This window comes from Arthrobacter sp. ISL-95 (genome assembly GCF_018613695.1).
Classification (GTDB): Bacteria; Actinomycetota; Actinomycetes; order Actinomycetales; family Micrococcaceae; genus Arthrobacter.
This window is the reverse complement of sequence record NZ_JAGGPR010000008.1, coordinates 131759-149844: the sequence shown is the minus strand read 5'-3', so window position 1 is coordinate 149844 and position 18086 is coordinate 131759. Positions and strand designations below refer to the sequence as shown.

Sequence of the window (18086 nt, the reverse complement as noted above, 5' to 3'; positions counted from 1 at the left end):
GGGATGTGAGAGATGGTTCGGTTCAAGGGGGTGGGATGTGAGAGACGGTTCGGCTCAAGAGCGTGGGATGTGAGAGATGGTCAGGTGTCGCGGGTCAGGATCCACGTGTTGGTGCCGTCCTGGCGCTCGAAAGTCATTGTGGTCACCAGGGCCTCGATGAGTGCCAACCCGCGCCCGGACTCCGCGTCCGAATCCGGCATTGAAGCCTGCATGTCGTTGGCGAACGGTTCACGGGCGTTGAACGCACTGACCCGCGCAATCAAGCGGGTGGGACGGACGCTGATGTCGACGGCGATCTCCACGGGCTTTTCCGCCACAGGAAGCGCATGCTGCACGATGTTGGCGGCAGCCTCGATCACGGCCGTAGCGAAGGTCATCCGGTCCATGTCCGGCACGAAGGAGGCGTCGTCCCATAGGGCGTCCAGCTCGTTGTGGATGGCTTGGATGGCTTCCTCGTTGGACGGCCCATGAAAGCCACGGCGGGCGATGACCTCAGTCATCGCCGAAGGCCGCTTCGGCGGTGGGGTACGCCGTGAGTACCCTGTCCATGTTGGTCAGTTCCAGAACCATCTTGACCTGTGGCTGAACGCCGGCGATCCGGAGATCACCGCCTGCCTGACGTGCGGCTTTGAGGCAGCCGATGAGTGCGCCGAGTCCGGAGGAATCCATGAAGTCGGTTTCTGACAGGTTCACCACAACCCGGCTGGAGCCACCGGCTACAACCTCATTCACTACTTCGCGCAGTTTGGGCGCGGCCACCATGTTCAGCCGGCCCACGCTCTTCACCTCCGCGTAGGAGTCGTTGACCTCATAGCTAAACTGCATCTGCATTCCTCTCCTCGGGGCGCTCCGGCCCAACAACTTCAGGCACGAAACCCTTGTACAAAACTGCCTTGACCAGAACGCTCAGGACTACGAGGTCGAACGCAACCCATGCCACGTTCACCAGTGTGCCCAAGGGCTCGGACATTCCGGCAAGAAGCCGGGTGAGACCAACCACCAGCGCAATGGCAAGCAGCACCGCCACAATGATCTGGGGACGGATCAGGCTCCAACTGGGCCCACCGCTCTGACGGGCCTTGGGGGTGACCGCGAACCCGAGGGGACGTCCGAACCAAACGTTCCGTGCCGCCGTCGTGCACGCCTTGATCCAGGTGGGAAACAGCGCGAGGCTGTACTGCTGCCCGCGCCAGGTGGGTATGCCGTGCCCGGCCACCAGGAAGAGCAGTTGGTTCACCACCATGAACGGGATGAAACGGATGAAGAAGTCGACGCTGATGCTGTTCACCGGGAGGATGCCGAGCGTCAGGTAGATGATGGGCGCGGCGAAATAGATCACGGCAGCGAAGCCGCTGAGGTAGGTCCACATGGTGGAGAAGTACATGAGCCGCTGGCCCCACGTGAGGCTTCGTTGGACCAGCGGGTTCTCGCGGAGGAGGACCTGCATGGTGCCTTGGGCCCAGCGGAGGCGCTGGGTCAGCATGGTTTTGACGTCCTCCGGGGCCAGCCCGTAGGCGAGGATTTCGTGGTGATACACGCTCTTCCAACCCAGCCCGTGCAGGCGCATGGCGGTGGCCATGTCCTCCGTGACGGAGATGGTGGCCAGCGGCATGATCGGCTGGGCTTCGTCGGTGCGTTCCACTGAGATGGCGTCCAGGACCGCATGGACCGACTCGAGCGCGCCCAAGGGGGACCAGTCACGTCCGGACATACGGTCGACGGCGTCACTCGCCACAGTGGTGACACCGGACTCGCCGACGTGGGCGAGTTCCATGGCGGCGATCTCGTCGAGGTCGGATTGGAGTGCTGAGAAGTCGGCGGCCACAAGGGTGCGCACGGCGTCGTCCACCTTGCGGCGCACCCGGTACGTGATTTCGCTGAGGGATGCTCCGGTTTCGAGCTCCTTCTGGGCGGATTCCGTAGCGGCCTCCACCTCGTTGAGCATCTGCTCCACCAGCGGGTTCTCCGCCTCGGGTGACCGCCGGGCCTTCTTGATGGCGGTACGGGAGGCAGCCAGGGCTCGCCGGACACTCTTCTCGGTGGCTTTGACGTAGCCCACCAGGCCCAGCTGCATGAGGGCTTCCCGGCGGAGGATCGCGTTGGATCCGCAGAAGAACGCCGCGTTCCAGCCGTCCTTACCCTGCTGGATGGGGCCGTAGAACAGGGGAGCCTGGCTGCCGAGGGGATCGTCGGCAGGGACGTTGATGAAGTACTGCGGGGTTTGGACCAACGCCACTTTGTCGTCGTTGAAGTAGCCAAGCGTCTTGTCCAGGATGTCCGGCTCGGGGATCTGATCGGCGTCGAGAATCAACAGGTACTCGCCTGAGGTGACCATGAGCGCGTTGTTCAAGTTGCCGGCCTTGGCGTGCCGTGGCATGTCCGGAGTCCAGCCCGCGCCGCGCTTCACGTAGCCGATCGCGTTCGACTCGGCGAGTTCGCGCATCTCCGGGCGATCGCCGTCGTCGAGGATCCAGGTACTGTGCGGCCAGCGGATGTCCTTGGCGGCCAATGCCGTAGTCATTACCAGGTCAAAGGGCTCGTTGTAGGTGGTGATGAAAACGTCCACGGTGGCATCGGCCGGGGGTGGGGGCGGCGGTTTCCGGAATTTGATATTCCACACGGTCAGCCCGAAAAGCATCACGTCGATGAGGCTGTAGGTTTCGGCAATCACCAAGGGAACGGCAATCCACCACGCATCCCAGTTCAGCGAGGCCATCCAGCGCCACGCCACATAGTTGACGCCCAAAATGACCGTGAGAAGAACGATCAGCCGAGTCCAGAAACGCGTCACAAATCCCCCCCTTTTGCTGTTTACAGTCCTGCGTTTGGTTTTCGGCGTACGACGACGGCGGTCACGTCATCTTCAGCGGTTGACGCCGGTGCCAACTCGAGCAAGGCTGCACAGACATCGTCCGACGACGCGCCGTTACGCGCCGCTTTCTCGACGTTGCGTTGGAACTCTTCCAAGGAATTATGGGCGTCCAGCACGCCGTCGCTGACGATCACCAGGGAATCGCCGGGCTCCAGCTTCAGCTCGGAAGCAGGCCACTGTTGCTCGTCCAGGATCCCAACGGGCGGGCCCGCAGAAACCAGCCTTCGCGCCACCCCCTCAGCAGGAACATGCAGCGCAAGCCCATGACCGGCGTCGATATAGCTGAGCCTTCCGGACGGAGCATCCAGCCGCGCGTGGAACATGGTGACGAAAGAGCCGGACTGGTCCAGGTCCGAGGTGATAGTGGCGCTGGCTGAGCCGAAAGCGGCGTCGATTTCAGGGGTGTCCGCAACTGAACGCATCACGGCGCGAACCGTTGCTGCGATGAGTGCAGCGCCCATTCCCTTGCCCATGGCATCGGCGAAGGTCAGGTGCATGCCGTCGCGGGTCTGGTACCAGTCGTAGAAGTCCCCGCCCACGCTGCGCGATGGACGGAAGGCTCCAGCGACGTCGTACCCGTTGAGGCGGACCGTTTCGCGCGGCAGGAGGCTCTGCTGCACCACTGCTGCGCGGGCGAGTTCATCGGTCTGGCCGGTGTCCTCGGCGGGCGCGGCAGGTGTGCGGGCGCGGCGGAAAAGGGCGCGGATGCGGGCCTGGAGTTCCTTGGGGCTGAACGGCTTGTTGATGTAGTCGTCCGCGCCGGTGTCCAGGCCAGTCAGCCTGTCGATCTCATCGGCCCGGGCGGTGAGCATCAGGATGTACGCGTCCGAGAATTCTCGGACGCGGCGGCAGACTTCCATGCCATCGATGTCCGGAAGGTTGATGTCCAGCGTCACCAATTCGGCGTTGGTTCTACGGACAGCTTCGACGCCGGAGAGACCGTCAGGCGCTTCCGTCACCACAAAGTCGAGCTGCTCGAGGACGAGAACGAGGAGGCCGCGGATGTCAGCGTCATCTTCGACGACGACGGCGTGGCGTACGGGCGGGGAAGAGACCATGGCTCCATTAACTATTGCTGCTGGGTATTTGTCACGTTTAGTCACGACACATGAAACGCCCGCTCACTTTTAGGGAGCGGGCGTTACACGATTTGTTCAGTTATATGAGAGAGGGATTCGCTCAGGCACGTGTGATGTGAGAGAGGGATTCGCTCAAGCACGTGTGATGTGGAAGAGCGTTCGGCTCAAGCACGCGGGAAGTGCGAGAGGGTTAGACGCCCAGCTCTTCCTTGAGCGCCTGGACGTGGCCCTGCGCGGAAACCTGGTACTGGGTGAGCTTCACGGTGCCTTCGCCGTCGAGGACCACGGTGGAGCGAACCAGGCCTTCGACGATTTCGCCGTCAACCAGCTTCTCGCCCCAGGCGCCGTAAGCCAGGGCTACAGAGTGGTTTTCGTCGGAGAGCAGCGGGAAGGTCAGGGCGAATTCACCGGTGAACTTGGCGAGGGCCTCCGGGCCGTCCGGGGAGATCCCGATGACGTCGTAGCCCTTGCCCTGCAGGCTGGCGAGGTTGTCGCGGAAGTCGCAAGCCTCGGTGGTGCAGCCGGGGGTGGCTGCCTTCGGGTAGAAGTACACAATAACGTTGCGTCCGCGGTAATCGGACAGCGAGACCTTGGTGCCGTCGGCGTCGAGAAGCGCGAAATCAGGTGCTTGCGTTCCGACGAGGAGTTTCTGGGTCATGGCGATCCTTTACGTTTCACCGGCAAACAGCCGGCCTTCATTTCAAACAACAGCGGTCATACAAATTGCGGGGGCGTTGATCTTTTACAACAGCGAACTTAGATGCTGTATTCCGCAGGTCCTCGCACTGTGGCATAGGGCCCTGGCACGAACTGGTAGCCGCCACCACGGACGGTGGCGACGGTGTGTCGGGCGGAGCCTAGCTTCCGCCGCACCCTTCCAACATAAACGTCGATCGAACGAAATGCCGCGCCGGGGAGGTCAAATGACTCCAGGAAACGTTGCAATTCTTCACGACTGATGGCCCGTGAGCAGTTCACCACGAGGTAGCGCAGCAGCTTGTATTCCATGCCAGTAAAGGAAACCGGCTCACCGTCCAGCAGCACTACTTCAGCGGCGAGGTCCACCGCAAGTTGGCTGCGGCGGCTCGCCAACGTTACGGGCTCGACGGCGGTGCTATCGCCGGCTTCGGCGCTGTCGCCGCCGTCGGAACGGGCCGCTGAACGGGCCTCCGCGAGGGCATCGGCGAGCGTTAAAGTCACGCTCCTTGTGCCTGTCTGCGACGCGTTGGTACCGGCGTCGGCGGCTTCCTGCGGAGTGCCGCCCCAGGAAGTGTCGCCGACGCCGGAGTGTTCTGCCCCGGTGGCGGGCCAGATGCGGACTTCCGCCTCCGGGGCAAGTTTCATGGCGCGGGCCAGCACAAGGCGTGCTGCCCGCTCCCAGATTTCAGGATCGATCTCGTCGCCCTCGGCCGGGTTGACCCAGAGCGCTAGCCCGTGTGCGGCCATACCTCGCGCGCTCAGGCCAGGCCGCCGCGCGGAGGACCCGTGTGCTGCGGGTCCTCGCGACGGTGGCGGCCCGTAGGCATTGACTGCCATGACGGTTGACCTAAACGTTGCCGCGGCGGAGCAGCTTGCCGCCGGGGTTCTGGCCGTCGATGGGGGTGCCGCGCAGGTAGGTTTTGCGGACGACGCCGGCCAGGGGACGGCCGTCGTATGGGGTGATCGGGTTCTTGTGCTTGAGCTTGCTGACGTCCACAACGAAGGCTTCGTCGGCGGCGAAGATGGAGAAGTCGGCGTCGTAGCCAAGGGCGAGCTGGCCTTTGTTGTGCAGGCGGGCCAGGGCCGCGGGCTTCTCAGCCATCCAGGAGACCACCTGTTCCAGCGGGATGCCGCGGTGGCGGGCTTCGGTCCAGATCAGGGACAGGCCCAGTTGGAGCGAGGAAACGCCGCCCCAAGCTACTGCGAAGTCGCCGTTTTCCAAGTCCTTGAGGTCCAGTGTGGAGGGGGAGTGGTCCGAGACGATGCAGTCGATGGTGCCGTCCTGCAGGCCCTTCCAGAGGAGCTCACGGTTGGAGGCTTCGCGGATGGGCGGGCAGCACTTGTACGCCGTGGCGCCGTCGGGGATTTCTTCGGCCATGAGCGTCAGGTAGTGCGGGCACGTCTCAACGGTGAGGTGGACGCCGTCGCGCTTTGCTGAGGCGATCATCGGCAGCGCGTCGGAGGAGGAGAGGTGCAGGATGTGGGCGCGGGCGCCTGTCCAGCGGGCACGTTCGATGACCTCGGCGATTGCCTTGTTCTCGGCACCGCGGGGGCGGGATGCGAGGAAGGTCTCGTAGTGGTCGCCGCCGGGGTGCGGGGCACGGTCAATAGCGTGGGAGTCTTCGGCGTGCACGATCATGAGGGAGTCGAAGGACTTGAGTTCCTTCATGTCCTCTTCCATCTCGTCCGCGTCCAGGTGCGGGAACTCGTCCACGCCGGAGTGCAGGAGGAAGCACTTGAAGCCGAATACGCCTTCGTCGTGCAGCGGGCGGAGGTCGCTCTTGTTGCCCGGGATGGCACCGCCCCAGAATCCGACGTCCACGAACGCCTGGTCCTTGGCGACTACGCGCTTCTGTTCCAGGCCGTCCACGGTGGTGGTGGGCGGGATGGAGTTCAGCGGCATGTCGATGATGGTGGTCACGCCACCGGCAGCTGCGGCGCGGGTGGCGGAGGCGAAGCCTTCCCACTCGGTGCGGCCGGGCTCGTTGACGTGGACGTGGGTGTCCACCAGGCCGGGGATGAGGGTTTCGTCGTCTGCGAGTTCAATGACCTCGTTGCCCGTGAGGCCGTTGCCCAAGGGTTCGATTGCGACGATGATGCCGTCGCGGATGCCAACTTCGCGTGCTGCGATGCCGGCGGTGGTCAGGATGCGCTGGCCCCGGATAACGAGGTCATAGGCGCCGATTGCTTCAGACATTGAGGTACTCCTTGTTTTCGGTCCGTTCTGCCAGGTACACGCCTATGTGCCTACCTAATTGTTCAAGCAACGGACCTGCTTCAGCGATACATTTTTGGACATCTTTTTCCAGATCGGTCAGTGCATGGACCGTATGGAAGCCGGCATCCGTGAGTTGTTCACGGCTCAGGGTACTCCGGCCGCACACTGCGATCACGGGAACCCCGTTCCTTTGTGCTGCGCGGGAGACGCCCATAGGAGTCTTGCCGAGCAGGCTTTGTTCGTCCAAGCTGCCTTCTCCGGTGATCACCAGATCGGCGCCCTTCAGCCGTTCTTCCAGCTCAGTGAATTCAAGCACGACGTCGATACCCGGCCGCCGCTCTGCCTTCAGGGCCGCGATGGCAATGTAGCCAACGCCGCCTGCTGCTCCAGCGCCTTCTGCCTTGGCGGCGTACTTGGCGTGCTGGCCGGTTGTTGCTGCGAGCACGTCCACGAAGTGGCTCAGTGCCGCATCGAGCGAGGTGACGTCGTCCGGCGTCGCGCCCTTTTGCGGACCGAAGATGGCTGGGGCTCCGCTAGCCCCCAAAAGGGGATTGTCGACGTCGGACGCCAACACGAACTCCGTAGCTTCGACGCGGACGTCGAAGTTAGAGAAGTCGATGCTGTTCAGCTGTGCCAAGGCGGCACCGCCGCCGGGGAGCTCGTTGCCGTTCTCATCCAAGAAGACGGCGCCGAGGCCCTGGAGGACTCCTGCGCCGGCGTCGGTGTTGGCGCTGCCGCCCACACCCAGGATGATCTTGCGGCAGCCGAGGTCCAGCGCGGCACGGATGAGTTCGCCCGTTCCGATGCTGGTTGCGGTTTTTGCCGTCTCTGACGTGGGGCCGTCGGGGAGGAGGGCGAGACCGGAAGCTGCCGCCATTTCGATGACAGCTTCCTGGTCCCGCACCGCGAAGTCGGCCTTCACTGGCTCGCCGAGCGGGCCGGTGACGGTGGTGGTCCGGCGGGTGAAGCCGGAGCCGATGGCGGCGTCGATAGTTCCTTCGCCGCCGTCGGCCACCGGAATGCGTGTTGCCTCAAAGCCCTTGGAACCGAACCCCGCCTGCAGGCCTGTTGCCAGGTGCTTGGCGACGTCGGGCGCGGACAGCGAGCCCTTGAATTTGTCCGGGGCGATGACAACACGCATTCCGGTGCCTCCCTTCTTTTACTGTTACTTACGCTTTGGTCAGGATCGCGGTCGGAGCGTCCGCGACGGTTTCTGCCAACTCTTCGAACTCGTTCACGCCGTTGATCTCAACGCCCATGGAGATGTTGGTGATCTTTTCCAGGATCACTTCAACCACCACGGGAACCTTGAACTCGCCCATCAGTGCCTTGGCCTTGTCGAAAGCGGCAGGCAGATCGTTCGGGTCCTCAACGCGGATGGCCTTGACGCCCAAGCCCTCGGCAACCTTGATGTGGTCAACGCCGTAGCCGTTGGTCTCCGGGCTGTTGATGTTCTCGAACGCCAGGGAAACGTTCTGTTCCATGTTGAAGCCGCGCTGTGACTGACGGATCAGGCCCAAGTAGCTGTTGTTCACCACAACGTGGATGTACGGCAGGTTGAACTGTGCGCCAACGGCCAGTTCCTCGATCATGAACTGGAAGTCGTAGTCACCGGACAGGGCAACAACGGTGGCGTCCGGGGTTCCCCTCACTACACCGAGAGCGGCCGGAGCGGTCCAACCCAGCGGGCCGGCCTGGCCTGCGTTGATCCACTTGCGGGCACCGAACACGTGCAGCATCTGTGCGCCGGCGATCTGCGAGAGACCAATGGTGGACACGTAGGTGGTGTCGCGGCCGAAGGCCTTGTTCATCTCCTGGTACACGCGCTGCGGCTTGATGGGCACGTTGTCGAAGTTGGTCTTGCGGTGCAGGGAGCCCTTGCGCTCCTGGCACTCGGCAACCCAGCCCGAGTAGTCCGGCAGGGTCTTTGCAGCCTGGCGTTCGCGAGCCAGCTCCAACAGACCGTCCAGCGCCGCACCGGCGTCGGACGCAATGCCCAAGTCTGGCGAGAAAACGCGACCGATCTGCGTCGGCTCGATGTCGATGTGGACGAACTTACGTCCGGCCGTGTAGGTGTCCAGGCCGCCGGTGTGGCGGTTGGCCCAACGGTTGCCGATACCGATCACGAAGTCGCTCTGCAGGAACGTCTCGTTGCCGTAGCGGTGCGAGGTCTGCAGGCCAACCATGCCGGCCATCAGCTGGTGGTCGTCCGGGATGGTGCCCCAGCCCATCAGCGTGGGGATCACGGGAACGTTCAGGATCTCGGCCAGCTCAACCAGCTGAGCCGAAGCGCCGGCGTTGATGATGCCGCCACCGGCAACGATCAGCGGGTGCTGGGCCGAGGTCAGCATGTCCAGAGCCTTTTCCAGCTGCTTGCGGGAAGCCTTGGGCTTCTCCACCGGCAGGGGCTCGTAGGTGTCGATGTCGAATTCGATCTCGGTCATCTGCACGTCGATGGGCAGGTCCAGCAGGACCGGGCCCGGACGACCCGAACGCATCAACTGGAACGCCTTCTGGAAAGCGCCGGGAACCTGGCCCGGCTCCAGGATGGTCATGGCCATCTTGGTAACCGGCTTGGCGATGGACTCGATGTCCACAGCCTGGAAGTCTTCCTTGTGCAGCTTGGCAACGGGTGCCTGGCCGGTGATGCAGAGCATGGGGATCGAGTCAGCCCATGCAGCGTACAGGCCGGTGATCATGTCCGTGCCAGCGGGGCCCGACGTGCCGACGCAGATGCCAATGTTGCCATCAGCTGCGCGGCTGTAACCGTCAGCCATGTGGCTGGCGCCTTCAACATGGCGGGCCAGCGTGTGGCGGATGCCGCCGTGGGCACGCATTGCTGAGTAGAAGGGGTTGATCGCTGCGCCGGGCAGACCGAAAGCTTCGGTTGCGCCTTCCTTTTCCAGGATGGCTACGGCCGCATCAACGGTGCGCATCTTTGCCATGGTGTACTCCTTGTTTTTTGCCCTTTCGGGCGAAGTCTGTGGTGTTTTTGGGTGTGGTGAGGGAGCCGCCGTCGTATAAGTACGACGGCGGGTTCCCTGCTTTTTGTTGCTTTGCCGGCTTTTGCCGGGGTGCTTACTTCCGGCCGCTGAGCTGGAGGACCTGCTTGAAGAGGCCCGAGTGGTCGAGGCCGCCGTCGCCCTGGTTGACGGTTGCGGCGACGAGCTGGGCGACGACTGCGCCGAGCGGGACAGCGACGTTGGCTTCGCGGGCTGCGGAGGTGACGATGCCGAGGTCCTTGTGGTGGAGGGCCAGTCGGAAGCCGGGGTCGAAGTTGCGGTCGAGCATCTTCTGACCCTTCTGCTCGAGGACCTTAGAGCCGGCCAAGCCGCCGCCGAGGACCTTCAGTGCTGCGTCGGTGTCTACGCCGTAGGCCTCAAGGAAGGCGATGGCCTCGCCGAGGACCTGGATGTTGACGGCCACAATCAGCTGGTTGGCTGCCTTGACGGTCTGGCCGGAGCCGGACGGGCCGACGTGGACGATGGTTTTGCCCACTGCGTTGAGGACGTCCTGTGCTGCGTCGAAGTCTGCCTTTTCGCCGCCGACCATGATGGACAGGACGGCGTCGATGGCGCCCTGCTCACCACCGGATACGGGAGCGTCGAGCGGGCGGATGCCGGCCGCTACTGCGTCCTCCGAGAGGCGCTTGGCGACGTCCGGGCGGATGCTGGATGCGTCGATCCACAAGGTGCCCTTCTTCGCGTTGGCGAAGACGCCGTCCTTGCCGCTGACGACACCCTCAACATCGGGGGAGTCCGGGACCATGGTGATGACGACGTCGGCGTCCTTGACAGCGTCCGCGATGCTCGTGGCACCCTGGCCGCCCTCGGAGACGAGCTTGTCGATCTTGTCCTGGCTGCGGTTGAAACCGGTGACCGTGTGGCCGGCCTTGACGAGGTTGATGGCCATGGGGAGGCCCATGATTCCGAGGCCGATGACTGCAACGTTGCTCATTGTGGTTCTCTTTCTGAAAGTCTGTTTTAGCTCAGGTGTGCTGTTTGGTGAGTCAGCCGCTGTGGCGGGTGCCGCCGTCGTAATTAGTTGGCGTTGGCGGGCTGGCGGATGGCCCAGCTGAAGGCCGATTCCTGCGGTTCCTTGTACTCAAGGCCGATGTAGCCGTCGTAGCCGAGTTCGCGGCTGCGGGCGATCCATTCACCGAGGGGGAGGGTGCCGGTTCCGGGAGCGCCGCGGCCGGGGTTGTCGGCGATCTGGATGTGGCCGAAGTCCTTGGCGTGGTTCTCGATGACGGATTCGACGTCGTCGCCGTTGACTGCCAGGTGGTAGAAGTCGGCAAGGAGCTTGATGTTCTGTGCGCCGGATTCGGCCTTGACGCGGGCGATGACCTTGAGTGCGTCTTCGGCGGTGAGGAGCGGGTACTTGGGTGCGCCGCTGACCGGTTCGAGGAGGACGGTGCCGCCAATGCGGGCCACGCCTTCCGCCGCTGCGGCGAGGTTCTTGACGGCGAGTTCGTCCTGCTCTTCAGGGGTGAACTCGTCCTGACGGTTGCCGTAGAGGGCGTTGAAGGCCTTGCAGCCCAGGCGCTCACCGATGCCGGCTACGACGTCGATGTTGTCCTTGAACTCGGAGCAACGTCCCTTCCAGGAAACCAGGCCGCGATCGCCGCCGGGCATGTGGCCAGCGTTGAAGTTCAGGCCTGTGAGCTGAACGCCGGCGTCCGTGATGGCTGTTTCAAACTCGTTGATTTGTGCGTCCGTGGGGACGGAGGTGTCGAAGGGCCACCAGAACTCGACGGCGTCAAAACCGGCTGCCTTCGCGGCGGCGGGGCGCTCGAGCAGGGGCAGCTCCGTCAAGAGGATGGAGCAGTTCACTGTGTACGTCATCGTAGGTCCTTCCGAGGAGGGGCTTTGATCTATCTTCCGTGCTTGGCTGCTGCCTTGGTGCTTGGCACTAGTTTCCGCTCTGTGGAATTTAGATTCTGCTTTATGAAAAGTTTAGGGAAGGAGGGGGTGGGAGTCAAGGGGGTGACGAGACTCATGAATAGTGCTTGCGAAACGGGGTGCATGCCTCATTTGAGAAACGCTCGCTAAATCACGGACCGCTACGGGCACGGCGGTGACGATGAGGGATGGACCTGTCGTTGGGTAACTCGTAGGGAAATCACGAGGAAGTACGCAGCCGATTACGCGAGGTCGTCGAAGAACGCCAAGGGGTTGGTTCTGGACGAACTCGTGGTGAACTCGACACCAAAAGGCTGGCACCGGCTGTGAAGGTGCAGTTGATGCAGGTCTCCGGGGGCACGATTGATCGGCTGCTCAAACCCACCAAAGACGCAGGCAAACCCAGAGGGCTCTCCGCGACGAAGGCCGGGCCGCTGCTGGGTAATTCGATCACGGTCCGTAAGGCCGGAGACGAGCACGAACAGGTCCCCGGCTTCGTCGAGGCGGACCTGGTCGTCCATTGCGGTCCCACCCTGGCCGGGGAATTCGCGCGAACCCTGACCGCTACGGACGTGTTCACGGGCTGGACCGAGAACGTCGCGGTCCGAAACGGGGCACACGGCTGGGTACTCGCGGCCATGGATGAGGGCGTGGTGCGACTGCCGTTTCCTTTGGTGGGGCTCGACACCGACAACGGCGGGGATTTCATCAACTACGCCATGATCGAGTGGGCCGGGAAGAAGGAGATCTACTTCACCCGTGCACGGCCCTATAAGTCCAACGACAACGACCACGTCGAGCAGAAAAACGGTGACGTCGTGCGCCGGCATGCCTTCCACTACCGGTACGACACAGCAGCCGAACTGAAGCTCCTCAACGCCCTCTACGCCTTGGTCCGGGTCCGTCTCAACCTCTTCACCGCGACCACCAAAGCCATCGGCTGGCGCTCAAACAAACACGGCAAAAAGACCCGGATCTATGACAAACCATGGACCCCCTACCTCCGCGTCATCGGCTCCGGAATTCTCACCGAGGTCAAAGCGACCGAACTCGCCGACCTCATGGAGACCACCAGCCCGGCCGAACTCAGCCGCAGCATCACCCGAATCCAAACCCAGCTCATCGCCCTTGCAGCCGCGAAAACACAAGCCCTGGAAGCCTCAATCGCGCGAGCAGAAATAACTGAGGCACGCACTACACTCACGCGAGCATGCTTGACATGAGTCATCACGGGGGGGGTATGGAAGCGGGGGCGGGACGTCAGCCTGGAAAGAGATGGGGCCTCGCGGTGAGCCGATATAAAGGCTCAGCTCAAGTCTTTTCCACAGGTTGGGTAATAGTCAACCCCACACGTAGACGAGGGGTCCACGCTGATAGGCTCAACAGCATGAGTGATGTTGCACCTGACGGGATCGACGTTGATTTGCCGCAAACCGATGTGAGCACAGTCAGATTCCCACAGATCGAGAAGATCGAAGCAACCGAAGTTTTGGGTGAATATGACTACTCGTTCGAATTCAGGGGAGCCGAAGACGACGCGATATCTGAGCGCGTTCGAGTCATCTACGCTCAGAACGGAAGCGGGAAGACAAATCTGCTTCGTGCTATTTATCATATACTGACGCCAGAAGTCGACAGCTTGCAGTCACTTATCGATATCCCGATGAAGTCGCTTCAGGTCACATTTCGATCTGGCGTTTGCATCCGCATGGATCGGTCTGATTGGCGCGATGGGTCATTTGGCCTGGAAGTCACAGTCCCTCCGGAAGGATACGAGGGAATGGCAAAGCCGTGCAGGCTGGCCGTGGATCCCGGTGACTTCGGCTCTAGAATGTACAAGCGCGTCCTGGCAAAGAGGGCCGACTACGAAGACTATCTCAATAACCTGCAGCTCGTGCAGAGTCACACCATTTTTGTGGGGGACGACCGCTCGGTGCAATCCGCTGTGCCAATATTTGAGCAACAAGAGTCCTTTGTAAAGTCATTTAGAGAGTATGACCGAATCGCTACGCGCTCTGCGGTAATCGCCAGTGCCCACACCTTAGAAGTGCAAGAATCACTCAAACGAATCGAAGAGATCTTCAGTCGAATGGCATTTGCGAATATCTCGATGGATGCAGGTCAAGGGGGTGGGGCCTATGCAGAGATCACGCGCCACGTTCTTCAAGGTAAGAAGCAAGGGCCGTTAGCGGCGGAAGCAAGGGCTCAACTTCTAAGGAAAATTAATCACATTCTCTTGCGGGGACTGAGCTTTGAAAAGTATGGCTTGATTAATCTGAAACAGGTGAAGCGTATTCGCCTAGAGATTAATGATACGCGGTCGAATAATACCAAACTGAAGAGTCTTCATGCGGTCATTGATCCTTACCTTACAAATCTAGTTGATCAAATGGATGCTCTTGAAAAGACGAAAGGTGTCATTGATACCTTTGTAACATCTGTTAACAGCTTTCTCGACAGAAAAAGCATGTCATTCCAAACATTATCAGGAATTACACTGAGGAATAAGAAGAATGAGATTCTTAGTCCTGAAAAGCTTTCCAGTGGTGAGAAGCATCTACTCTTGTTGTTGAGTAATGCGGTTATTGCAAGTAGAATCGGCTGCTTATTCATCATTGATGAACCTGAGTTGTCATTGGGAATTGAATGGCAGAGAAAGCTTATAGGAGAGTTGCTCAGGTGTTCAGCTGGGAGTTCGGTGCAATTTCTAATTGCATCGCACTCCGTGCAGATTATGACGGACATAAATGAGGTCGTTAGTCCCCGTGCCATCTACTAGCAGCAACAGCGGAAAACCGAGGCTGGAGGTGTCAGAGCTTGCAAGGGAGGTGACACTCACTCGCAGTAAATACCTCATTGTCGAGGGCCACTCGGATCGACGCTTCTACAGCGAATGGATTCGCACGGTCGATGTTCGCTGGGAGGAATCCTACCAAGAACCCTACATCTTGGCTGTCAGTGACATTGACGTCCCAGACGATGTCCTATTGTCGCGGAAGGTAGCAGTTGGACACCGCAGCCGTGTTCTTCATCTCTCCGAAACGCTGAGTGACTTTCCCGAGCGCGTTCGTTGCGTTGCAGATCTCGATTGCGGCGAGTACCGCGAGCAGTTTGCTTCCAGAGTCCTTCTATGGACAGATTTCCCTGCACTTGAGAGCTACGGGTTCAACCCCAGCGTTCTCGACGTTCTTAATCGCAACATCTTGTCCGACAAGCTCCCACCGGGAACAGCGTTGGTTGAGATGTTGAAAGACGCGTTCGCCGATCTTTACCTGGTTCGAATGCAGAACCCACATATGACAAGCCCATCCGTCAACAAGGGCGTGCTCAAAGCTGGCCCAGACTATGCAGGATACGACGTTAGAAAAGCGGTGTCTCCTGACGTTGCCACAAGAGTAGATGACTACACACCGCCTACATACTCGGATCCTCGTGAAGTCGTCTACGGCCATGATTTGGCCCTACTGCTGCTGAGTGTTTATGGAAACCTAATAAGAAATCAGTGTGGAATCCGGGATGAGAAAGCTTTAGAAAACTGCATACGGGCGGCGATTCTTATAGAAGGTTCATATGTTCGGCTCCCATTGTTCAAGAGCCTAGCTGCTTGGATTCTGACGAATGGCAAACTTTAGATCTTATGACTAGAATTCCGGTCATGCCCCTTGAATTCCAGTTAATTCACCGATCAGCAGTTGCGGTGAGCCAGAAACTTATGGCATAAAGTTTACGGGTCGTCCCAAGCTGCACATGTGAAAACAAGCAAGTTATTCCATTCATGATTCGCTGGTCTATGTTGCCTGTAGGTCGCGATTTAAGCTTAGGCTCGCCCGGACTCAAACTTCTTTCTCGAACGCAGCTACTAGTTTCGGGTCCTGAAAAACTGCAACTTTTTGGAACTCGGATTTGTTCCAAGAGCCAACGATGGAACCGATCACGACGATGCCTGAAGCTTCTTCCGGCTCCAGCGGGTAGCTCTGGGTGTTCGCAAACCGACGAATTACAGCCAGGATATCGTTGTTGATGAGAGCATCCAGTAGATCTTGAACGGTCATAATCCCGCATCTGACTAGGATTTTCGCAAACTTGAAGCCGTCCTCAATGGGTAGGGGCAGGCCATCAGGTCCCAATGCCTTCATCTCAGGACGTCTTACCCTAAGAGCGGCCAATACCTGAATTGTGCTCAGTGAATCGTCCAAGTCTTGCCCTGACAGATACCTTACTGACTTGTCAAGAACTAGTTGGACAGTCGCGGTCTCTATCCCGGAGAACTCACGATCAACGAGTTCAAGCGTACCGGCTAAAGCATCAAAGCGTCGTGCTAAGCCGGGGGGAATTCCCTCGCCAACTTTATATCGTAATGAGTGCTCGATCTCAGCCCATGCATGCGCAATGACGCTTCGAACTTGAATTTCTACAAAAGTCTTTCTTAGTATTGTCGACACTGGTTCTAGGCCCGAGGATGAAGCCTTTATAACAAGGTGATTGCTCCTATAACCAACTTGACGCAGAATCAACTTAGACGTCTTGTCAGAGGATCGGCCCTCATCGACGCTAAATCTACTACGAATCTTCTTGGCAACCTCACCTACGGAGTGGTCAAACAGCGTGATGATTCGAACACCAATAAGATCATCAAATTGTTGACCAGGGCGCCCGTAACCTCTGCGTTCGACCTTTTCGGCAACTGAATCGGGTTCCTTTGCCCGAGCTTCAATAAGATGAATATTTAGGGCCGATCCCCGCAGTGCATCTTCGATCTGCGACTTGACTTCCGCTGCGGCCAGTTCGTAGTCGCTGAAGTTCGTCCGGTAGGCGGCAAGCCAGCGCTCGGAAAGCTTGCCCATATCACCCTCTATTTAGTATGACGTGCTTAAGCTCGTCGATTCTGGCACGTCGAGGCCTAATATTGTCTGTTTGCCGACTCTGCGCAACGAAGTACCGCGACGCACGAGGTGTTCGCTCATCTTCGGAAGCGGCTAGCTCTTCGTTGAAATCCGAAATGCGCTGACCAAGAATTGCCGTGGGAGGTAACTGTTCCTCTTCTGATTGCAGTTCGTTCATGGCGCCAATCAAGGCATATATATTGGCAGGGCGGCGAAGAAGTGATTTTTTAAGATCGGGGAGAGCTGCTTGGATCTCATTGAGGACCGAGGCCAGCTGCGTCTCTAGTTCCGGACCTTGAGGGAAATCATGACGGAACGAGTCGTAGTAGAGGTCCACGGACTCTTTCTTATCTTGTGGGCCTTCGCTCAGAAGAATAAGAAGTTCAGCAACAAGCTCATCGTTTTTCATCCGATTGGCCGCTTGCCGCGTCACAATGCCGTTGTCGGTCCAGAAAGGCCATTTACCTATGGACTCAACTAATCGTTTGAATGCTCCGTCTTCAGTCGCATGTCGAAGCTCCTGCGGATTGAGTGCTACGACGTATCGATTCATTCGCTTGAACATATCGCGGATATGGCTTGAGCTATATCCCACTAGCTCCTGAATTACAAAGTCATAGGAAAGAATTTGCAAACGATGTTCGTCATCAAGGTTCTTCCACCGCTTGCGATACCACGGACTGCTAGGGTCGGATTCCGTGAGCGCAAATCTATTTTCGAGATATTGAAAAACAGCATTAAGGCGTTGTTGCCCATCCACTACGGTGTACTCAACACGCCTCGTCTGTGCACTGATCCCTTTTTGGAAATATAGGACTGGAATGGGATTGTCCGTCAGGATTGTGTCAATTAGAAAAGACTTGGCCGGTCGCGGCCAGATGGCATTGCGCTGGAACTCGGCACTTATCTGCAACTGACCGTCATCGTATAACTGCTTTAGTAGACCGATGTCCTTGGTAGTTGTGGCAAATCGTCCGCTCATGCAATCCTCACTTGACCATTGTTGCTGTCTTTGTAAAATTCTATAACCCAGGACCATGTAGATCTGTGTTCCAGCGGGGCTCAATGTTGATGATAACCGATAGAAGGTATATGCCCGAGTTGCGGGCTCAGTTTTTCGGCTCTTAGGGTCTGTCAGGTTCAAGGCAGCTGCTTTTCGGTCTAACGGTGTTGGATGGTCTAAGGCGTGGAGGGCGGAGTGGCAGCTCGGCTGGCCGTGAGGGGAAGGTGCATCCGATCCGGGCGCAACGCGCCAAGGACAGGCGAAAACACTTACTGCTATTCGAACCCCAGACTGGGCAGGTGTGGCGTATCAACCCATCGTCGAGGTCGCCGTCGCAAATTCTCAATCGCCGTCTGTGCCAGCATCGTGCGTTGTTTTTATTCTTCAGGTGTTTGGGACGCGGATATACAGGGCTCCGCAACAAGATATCC

16 protein-coding genes are annotated in these 18086 nt (G+C 59.5%); 3 read left to right on the top strand and 13 right to left on the bottom strand.

The window, feature by feature from the left end; all coding sequences use genetic code 11:
- Window positions 1–80 precede the first annotated feature (80 nt).
- From J7I86_RS12815 to J7I86_RS12765, 11 genes are all read right to left on the bottom strand, one after another.
- Window positions 81–500, bottom strand: coding sequence for an ATP-binding protein (locus J7I86_RS12815; RefSeq protein WP_214820390.1), 420 nt, complete (start codon window positions 498–500; stop codon window positions 81–83).
- Window positions 493–825: an STAS domain-containing protein gene (locus tag J7I86_RS12810; RefSeq protein ID WP_214820723.1), complete on the bottom strand. Its 333-nt coding sequence runs from the start codon at window positions 823–825 to the stop codon at window positions 493–495. The genes J7I86_RS12815 and J7I86_RS12810 overlap by 8 nt, the downstream gene beginning before the upstream one ends.
- A complete protein-coding gene (locus tag J7I86_RS12805; RefSeq protein WP_214820389.1) occupies window positions 815–2791 on the bottom strand; it encodes a glycosyltransferase family 2 protein in 1977 nt (658 codons plus the stop codon). The genes J7I86_RS12810 and J7I86_RS12805 overlap by 11 nt, the downstream gene beginning before the upstream one ends.
- A gap of 20 nt (window positions 2792–2811) precedes the next feature.
- Window positions 2812–3930, bottom strand: coding sequence for a PP2C family protein-serine/threonine phosphatase (locus tag J7I86_RS12800; RefSeq protein ID WP_214820387.1), 1119 nt, complete (start codon window positions 3928–3930; stop codon window positions 2812–2814).
- Window positions 3931–4141: 211 nt separating this feature from the next.
- The gene (bcp, locus tag J7I86_RS12795) at window positions 4142–4609 is read right to left on the bottom strand and encodes a thioredoxin-dependent thiol peroxidase (protein WP_214820385.1); all 468 of its coding nucleotides are present in this window, start codon (window positions 4607–4609) and stop codon (window positions 4142–4144) included.
- Window positions 4610–4707: 98 nt separating this feature from the next.
- Window positions 4708–5487, bottom strand: a complete 780-nt coding sequence (locus J7I86_RS12790) for a winged helix-turn-helix domain-containing protein (RefSeq protein ID WP_214820384.1) — start codon at window positions 5485–5487, stop codon at window positions 4708–4710.
- A gap of 10 nt (window positions 5488–5497) precedes the next feature.
- A complete protein-coding gene (gene allB / locus J7I86_RS12785) occupies window positions 5498–6847 on the bottom strand; it encodes an allantoinase AllB (RefSeq protein WP_214820383.1) in 1350 nt (449 codons plus the stop codon).
- Complete coding sequence (locus tag J7I86_RS12780) at window positions 6840–8009, bottom strand: glycerate kinase (protein ID WP_214820381.1); 1170 nt, start codon at window positions 8007–8009, stop codon at window positions 6840–6842. Before J7I86_RS12780 ends, allB begins: the two co-directional genes overlap by 8 nt.
- A gap of 28 nt (window positions 8010–8037) precedes the next feature.
- Entirely contained in the window at window positions 8038–9813 is a 1776-nt protein-coding gene (gene gcl, locus J7I86_RS12775) for a glyoxylate carboligase (protein ID WP_214820379.1), read from the bottom strand.
- Window positions 9814–9946: 133 nt separating this feature from the next.
- Complete coding sequence (locus J7I86_RS12770) at window positions 9947–10909, bottom strand: 2-hydroxy-3-oxopropionate reductase (RefSeq protein ID WP_309476732.1); 963 nt, start codon at window positions 10907–10909, stop codon at window positions 9947–9949.
- Window positions 10909–11712: a hydroxypyruvate isomerase family protein gene (locus J7I86_RS12765; protein WP_214820375.1), complete on the bottom strand. Its 804-nt coding sequence runs from the start codon at window positions 11710–11712 to the stop codon at window positions 10909–10911. The genes J7I86_RS12770 and J7I86_RS12765 overlap by 1 nt, the downstream gene beginning before the upstream one ends.
- A 398-nt stretch (window positions 11713–12110) precedes the next feature.
- On the opposite strand from J7I86_RS12765, the gene J7I86_RS12760 reads away from it, so the two are divergent.
- From J7I86_RS12760 to J7I86_RS12750, 3 genes are all read left to right on the top strand, one after another.
- Window positions 12111–12992 (top strand): DDE-type integrase/transposase/recombinase, encoded by an 882-nt coding sequence (locus J7I86_RS12760; protein ID WP_214820373.1) that lies wholly within the window; start codon window positions 12111–12113, stop codon window positions 12990–12992.
- Window positions 12993–13156: 164 nt separating this feature from the next.
- A complete protein-coding gene (locus J7I86_RS12755) occupies window positions 13157–14548 on the top strand; it encodes an AAA family ATPase (RefSeq protein WP_214820371.1) in 1392 nt (463 codons plus the stop codon).
- A gap of 28 nt (window positions 14549–14576) precedes the next feature.
- Window positions 14577–15401 (top strand): hypothetical protein, encoded by an 825-nt coding sequence (locus J7I86_RS12750; RefSeq protein WP_214820369.1) that lies wholly within the window; start codon window positions 14577–14579, stop codon window positions 15399–15401.
- A gap of 201 nt (window positions 15402–15602) precedes the next feature.
- Here the strand turns inward: J7I86_RS12750 and J7I86_RS12745 are convergent, their stop codons facing one another.
- Window positions 15603–16613: a GTP pyrophosphokinase family protein gene (locus J7I86_RS12745; protein WP_214820367.1), complete on the bottom strand. Its 1011-nt coding sequence runs from the start codon at window positions 16611–16613 to the stop codon at window positions 15603–15605.
- 1 nt (window position 16614) lies between these two features.
- The gene (locus J7I86_RS12740; protein WP_214820365.1) at window positions 16615–17634 is read right to left on the bottom strand and encodes a DUF262 domain-containing protein; all 1020 of its coding nucleotides are present in this window, start codon (window positions 17632–17634) and stop codon (window positions 16615–16617) included.
- Between the last annotated feature and the right edge of the window lie 452 nt (window positions 17635–18086).